This window comes from Streptomyces millisiae, assembly GCF_031845425.1.
GTDB classification, from domain to species: Bacteria; Actinomycetota; Actinomycetes; order Streptomycetales; family Streptomycetaceae; genus Streptomyces; species Streptomyces millisiae.
Genome location: NZ_JAVREM010000365.1, coordinates 1 through 425, shown reverse-complemented (window position 1 = coordinate 425; position 425 = coordinate 1). Strand labels below are relative to the sequence as shown.

Below are 425 nucleotides of genomic sequence, written 5' to 3'. Positions count from 1 at the left end.
ACTGGGCTACGTCGAGTCGCTGAAGAACACGGGGGCCCGGGTGCCGGACCTGCACGTCATGCGGACCATGGTCGGCAAGGGTGTGGGGGCTGACCAGCTGGAAGCGAAGCTGACGGCGGCCGGGTACCCGGTCCTGGCCTCGCGGTTCAAGTACTCCAGCGCAATGGGCGGCCCGGCGTACGTCTTCGGGAAGAAGATCAGGGTCAAGGCAGGATCGGACATGGACAAGATGGCGCGGGAGGTCTTGGGCGTGGTGGCGCGATGAGCAAGGCATCGGATGCGGCGGCCGCCAGCTTCGGGGATGTCCTGGAGTTCGGTCTGGCGACCCGGGGCGGGGGCGCTCAGCTGCCCGCACAAGCGGCTGCGGCCGCCGCGGTGGAGCTGACCCCGGCGGACCGGCTGGAAGCCCTGGAGAGGCGCATTGC

Annotated in this window: 1 protein-coding gene; it reads left to right on the top strand. The window is 69.6% G+C overall.

What is annotated here, in order from left to right; translation table 11 throughout:
- Positions 1 to 265, top strand: a 265-nt coding sequence (locus tag RNC47_RS37110; RefSeq protein ID WP_311605278.1) for a hypothetical protein, incomplete at its 5' end; no start/stop codon positions are given.
- Between the last annotated feature and the right edge of the window lie 160 nt (positions 266 to 425).